The sequence below is a fragment of the Klebsiella sp. CN_Kp100 genome (genome assembly GCF_040065315.1).
In the GTDB taxonomy this organism is placed as follows: domain Bacteria; phylum Pseudomonadota; class Gammaproteobacteria; order Enterobacterales; family Enterobacteriaceae; genus Klebsiella; species Klebsiella oxytoca.
This window is the reverse complement of sequence record NZ_JBEAIJ010000016.1, coordinates 1-1,690: the sequence shown is the minus strand read 5'-3', so window position 1 is coordinate 1,690 and position 1,690 is coordinate 1. Positions and strand designations below refer to the sequence as shown.

Here is a 1,690-nt window from a genome sequence, read left to right as displayed (position 1 = left end):
AATCGCTGTCGGAATCCGAGTCACTGTCAGAGTCGGAATCGCTGTCGGAATCGGAATCGGAGTCGCTGTCCGAATCCGAGTCACTGTCCGAATCCGAGTCACTGTCAGAGTCCGAGTCGCTGTCGCTATCCGAGTCACTGTCAGAGTCGGAATCGCTGTCGGAATCGGAGTCGCTGTCGGAATCCGAATCGCTGTCGGAATCCGAGTCGCTGTCGGAATCCGAGTCGCTGTCGGAGTCCGAATCGCTGTCAGAGTCAGAATCGCTGTCCGAATCCGAATCGCTGTCGGAGTCGGAGTCCGAGTCGCTGTCCGAATCCGAGTCACTGTCAGAATCGGAATCGCTGTCCGAATCGGAATCGCTGTCAGAGTCGGAATCGCTGTCAGAGTCAGAATCGCTGTCCGAATCGGAATCGCTGTCAGAGTCCGAGTCGCTGTCCGAATCCGAGTCGCTGTCCGAGTCCGAATCGCTGTCGGAATCCGAATCGCTGTCCGAATCCGAGTCACTGTCCGAATCCGAATCGCTGTCGGAATCCGAATCACTGTCAGAGTCCGAGTCACTGTCGGAATCGCTGTCGCTATCCGAGTCGCTGTCAGAGTCCGAGTCGCTGTCGGAATCCGAATCGCTGTCTGAATCCGAATCGCTGTCGGAGTCAGAATCGGCATCGCTATCCGTATCATCAGCCAGGCCAATATTAATGGTCAGCGTTGTGGTAGCCGTATCGCCATCCGCATCCGTGATGGTGTAGGTAAATACCTCCGTCTGCCCGACTGAATCAGCATCTCCGGTCGCCTGATAGGTATAAGTACCGTCGGCATAGATCACCAGCTTACCGTAGGCGCCCTCAACGATCGTTCCTCCTGAGCTAACCTGCTGCGCCGATGCCCCCGTAACCGAGGATGCAACGATGCTGGTCACAGTAATACCCGTACCGATATCACCTACGTCTCCGCCAGCATCCGTCTGGAGTACGTTACCGCTGATGATCGCGGATTCGTATCCTACAGAGTCGGTTACCGCCACATCGACCGCTGTCGCTACGCTGATATTCGCCAGGAAGTTTACCAACGTCGGCAGCAGGCCAGTATTCGTCGGCGACGATATCACTACCGTGTAGTTCCCCTCCGGCAGGTCGCTGAAGCTGGCGCTGCCGCTGTAATCCAGGCTCACGCCTCCCGCCGTAATAGTCACCGCATTCGATGCTAGCGCAACCACTTCTCCGGTCACCGTATTAATCACCGCGAGATCGGCCTTGAAGGTATCCGTCCCACCCAGCAGAAGCAGTAGCGTATTGATCAGCGCCGCCGAGCTCAGCGTTGTACCGCCGGAGATATCCAGCGCCACATCCTGAGTCGTTCCACTCGCAACCGTAAAATCAAAGTTGTTCCCGCTAAGCAACGAAACATCGACCACGCCAAGCAAGTTCACGCCTGTCAGTTGGGTAATCGTACCGTTCAGGCCCTCGAGGTTGTCATGATTCTCGAAGATCAGAGCGGTATTGGTATCCGCGTTGGCTTGCGGGATATCCGAGTCGCTATCCGAATCCGAATCGCTGTCGGAGTCAGAGTCACTGTCTGAGTCCGAATCGCTGTCGGAGTCCGAATCGCTGTCCGAATCCGAGTCGCTGTCAGAGTCCGAATCGCTGTCGGAATCCGAATCACTGTCAGAGTCCGAGTCGCTGTCGCAATCCGA

1 pseudogene is annotated in these 1,690 nt (G+C 56.3%); it reads right to left on the bottom strand.

Annotated features, from left to right (window positions below):
• Positions 1 to 1,690 (bottom strand): annotated as a pseudogene (locus tag ABLV12_RS08725) (hypothetical protein); the annotation flags it as partial.